The 3,870-nt window shown below is 41.1% G+C and carries 3 protein-coding genes and 1 pseudogene; 3 read left to right on the forward strand and 1 reads right to left on the reverse strand.

Translation table 11 applies throughout. The annotated features are described in order from the left end of the window. Positions 1 to 208: 208 nt before the first annotated feature. Positions 209 to 413, forward strand: a pseudogene (locus tag V7654_RS01810) (zinc ribbon domain-containing protein). Positions 414 to 469: 56 nt separating this feature from the next. Here V7654_RS01810 and zwf read toward each other — a convergent pair. Continuing rightward, a complete protein-coding gene (gene zwf, locus V7654_RS01815) occupies positions 470 to 1,936 on the reverse strand; it encodes a glucose-6-phosphate dehydrogenase (protein WP_335428185.1) in 1,467 nt (488 codons plus the stop codon). 306 nt (positions 1,937 to 2,242) lie between these two features. On the opposite strand from zwf, the gene rnz reads away from it, so the two are divergent. After that, positions 2,243 to 3,175 carry a ribonuclease Z gene (rnz, locus tag V7654_RS01820; RefSeq protein WP_335428016.1) on the forward strand — a complete coding sequence of 311 codons (933 nt, stop codon included), beginning with the start codon at positions 2,243 to 2,245 and terminating at the stop codon, positions 3,173 to 3,175. A gap of 12 nt (positions 3,176 to 3,187) precedes the next feature. Beyond that, a complete protein-coding gene (locus tag V7654_RS01825; RefSeq protein WP_335428018.1) occupies positions 3,188 to 3,736 on the forward strand; it encodes a histidine phosphatase family protein in 549 nt (182 codons plus the stop codon). Positions 3,737 to 3,870 lie beyond the last annotated feature (134 nt).

The raw sequence follows: 3,870 nt of genomic DNA on the forward strand, positions 1-3,870 counted from the left end.
CTTCGCGCCTTCCACTCCAATCAACAGGGTTTTAATAACTAACCGGTGAACTGTATCATTTTCGACAAACTGAAACAGCGAACCTTGTGTTCGCTGTTTTTTATTGTCAGTTATAACTGTTACTTATTAAAAGTCTATGTCTAAAAAATGAAACCAAATACTTCCATGATCGTATGTAATATAAATCTTTAAATGGGAGATGGGAAAGATGAGTGATAGCGGCTGTGTAAAATGTGGGAGCAGGGATGCAGAAAAAGGAAGTAGCCATGACCGGTACTGGATTGTCCAAGATTTTCGACATACAAAATAATCAATTCGTGGTCGTATACTGCAGGAAGTGTGGGTATTCGGAGTTTTATAATAAAGAGGCATCAGCAGGCTCCAATATTCTTGATTTATTTTTCGGAGGATGAGCAGATATAAAAATCCCGCATGCAGCTTCGGCAGGCGGGATTTTATTATTATTTGATTAACACTTCTCAACATCAATTTCAGTAACAGGCCACCAGAAGAATCCGTCTTTTTCAAGCATCTTATCTGCTGCGTCTGGACCCATAGTTCCAGATGCGTAGTTAGGGAAGGCTTGCTCTTTTGTATTTTCCCAAACATCTGAAATGTTATCGACAAAGCTCCAGGAAAGCGCGACTTCATCCCAATGGGTAAAGTTAGTAGCGTCTCCGCGAAGAGAATCGAATAACAGCTTTTCGTATGCTTCAGGCGTATTAAGGCCGTCTATGCCCTTATTTGCATAGTTCAGTTTTACCGGTGTTGCATCTGTCCCCTGACCGGATTTTTTAGCGTTCAGGTGAAGCGTAATTCCTTCTTCAGGCTGAATATGAATCACTAAAAGATTAGGATTAACTGTTTTTTTCGGTCGATAGTACAGATCCATTGGAATATCTTTGAACTGAATCACAATTTTTGTAGACTTCGCTGTCATTCTTTTACCTGTACGGATGTAAAATGGCACTCCTGCCCAGCGGAAATTATCAATCATTAATTTGCCGGCAACAAAAGTTTCCGTGTTTGATTCAGGATCCACCATTTCCTCCTGGCGATAAGCTGGTACTAATCCGCCGTTCATCTGGCCTTTATCATACTGTCCGCGAACAAAGTATTCATTTACTTCTTCACCCTTTACTGGACGAAGGGCACGGAACACTCTAACCTTCTCAGACCGGATTTCATCTGTCGTTAATTTGATTGGGGGCTCCATTGCGAGCAATGAAACCATTTGTAGCATATGGTTCTGGACCATGTCTCGCAATGCGCCGCTTTTTTCGTAATAACGTCCGCGTTCTTCAACGCCAAGCGTTTCGCTTGAAGTAACTTGTATATTTGAAATGTAGCGATTATTCCAAAGCGGTTCAAACATTGCATTGGCAAATCGGATGACTTCGATGTTCTGGACCATTTCCTTGCCAAGATAATGGTCAATACGGTAAATTTCATTTTCCGAGAATGCAGTACGGATTTGTTTGTTTAATACTTTTGCTGACTCAAGGTCATGTCCAAATGGTTTTTCAATCACGAGACGTTTAAATCCTGAAACATCTGTAAGCTTGTCCTTCTTTAAATGCTCTGCAATTGTTCCAAAGAACTCAGGCGCCATCGCAAGATAGAAGATCCTGTTTCCATTAAGTCCATAGTGGCTGTCCATTTCTTCTGCAAGCTTTCCAAGAGCTACATAGGAGCTGGAATCAGTCACATCATGGGAATGATAATAGAATTTAGATGCAAATTCCTCGATATTCTTTGCTGATTCACGATTTTCTTGTACAGATTCTTTAACCTTCTGCTGGAATTCTTCATTTGATAGTGAACGTCTGGCGACACCAATGACTGCGAACTTGTCCAATTTTCCTTTTTCAAACAAATTGTATAGGGAAGGGAACAATTTACGGTTCGCAAGGTCTCCCGTAGCCCCGAAGATCATGATTAAAGCTGTTGGTTTATCAGTGTGTGTCACAATATAGGACCTCTCTTTATATGAATTTACTCAATATGTATAAAAACACTTTACAAGTATAAAATTTTATCGGTTTCGTGAACAATTAGCAACTGTTTGAACTGTAATTAGTTTCTTCCATTTGACTGGAACTATGCCCCTTGTGTTAAATCAGCAGATTTGCCCTATTAGGTATATTGAACAAACCAACGTCTCTTGTGATATATTGAAAGGAACAAAGAAACTACCAGCCTGAGTACCAGCGGGCTTTTTGCATGAAAGGCGGTCTTAAATATGGATGTTTTTTTTCTTGGGACTGGGGCAGGTGTTCCTGCTAAGCTGAGGAATGTGACTTCAATCGCGTTAAAATTGCTCGAGGAAAGAGGAGCAGTCTGGCTATTTGACTGTGGAGAAGCTACACAGCATCAAATTTTACATACTAGCATTAAACCGCGCAGGATTGAAAAAATTTTCATCACCCATTTGCACGGGGACCACATTTACGGACTGCCAGGATTACTTTCCAGCCGTTCATTCCAAGGCGGAGAATCATTGGTAACAGTTTACGGTCCAGCAGGAATCAGGGAGTTTATTGAAGTGTCACTTAAAATAAGCAAATCCTACTTGAAATACCCTATTGAAATTATTGAAATTGAAGATGGTGTCATTTTTGAAGATGACCAATTCACGGTAGAAGCCAGGCTTCTCGAACATGGTATTCCTTCATATGGGTATAGGATAGTGGAGAGGGACCGTCCAGGGACGCTTCTCGCAGACAAGCTAGTTGCTGCTGGGGTCAAGCCAGGACCAGACTACAAAAAAATTAAGAATGGTGAAGAAGTAATTTTGGAAGATGGAAGAGTCATTCACCCTGAGGAATTTGTTGGACCGCCCCAAAAAGGCAGGATTGTGACGATCCTGGGTGATACGAGAGTCTGCGAGAATGCTGTACTCCTCGCAAACGATGCAGATCTACTGATACACGAAGCTACTTTTTCAGCCGACGAAGAAGCTCTTGCACATGAATATTTTCATTCTACAACATTGCAGGCAGCTGATACTGCTCTCAAAGGCAGGGCAAAAAAGCTGTGCCTTACTCACATCAGCTCACGATATGACCGCAACGACTGGAAGCAGCTTGAGGCGGAAGCGGTGAAGGTATTTTCAAATACGGTCATATCTGAGGATTTTATGGAAATCGGTATCTCCTTAAGGATGACTGATTAAAGGAGTGGGATAATGAAAACAGTATATCTCGTCAGGCATGCGAGTGCGGAGGGCCAGCCGATAGATGCTCCTCTGACAGAGCAGGGGAGAAGGCAGGCACTAGCGCTGGTTGAATTTTTTAAGCAAAAGGAGATAGACCTCATTTTCTCGAGCCCGTTTAAAAGAGCAATTGATACGATCAAACCACTGTCTGATTCAAAGAAAATCAAGATCATTGAAGACAGCAGACTGGGAGAAAGAGTGTTGAGCACGGTTAGCTTTGAAGATTGGCGTGATAAGCTAAAACAAAGCTTTGATGATTTTGATTTAGTGTTCGAAGGTGGAGAATCACATACAGCAGGCATGGAAAGAGCAAAATCATTGCTCGAGGACATACTGTGCTCCAAAGATGAAAATATTTTGCTGGTCAGTCATGGCAATATGACCACCTTGCTAATGAGATATTTCAATGAAAGCTTCGGATATGACTGCCTTATGGAAATGACCAATCCAGATGTCTTCGAACTTGTGGTATCGGATGAAAAGACGATTTTAAAGCGGATTTGGGATGACAGGATATAATATATGTATTAAATATCCTATGTAGTGTTTAGTTAAATACCATGAAGTGTTTCAGTCCCCCTTAAAATTCTTAGGACTAGTTTTTATTTTAAGGCTCTGTTAAAGCCCAATGTTGTTTTTTTAAAACCTGTTGA

This window comes from Bacillus sp. JJ1609 (assembly GCF_036967045.1).
Classification (GTDB): domain Bacteria; phylum Bacillota; class Bacilli; order Bacillales; family Cytobacillaceae; genus Mesobacillus.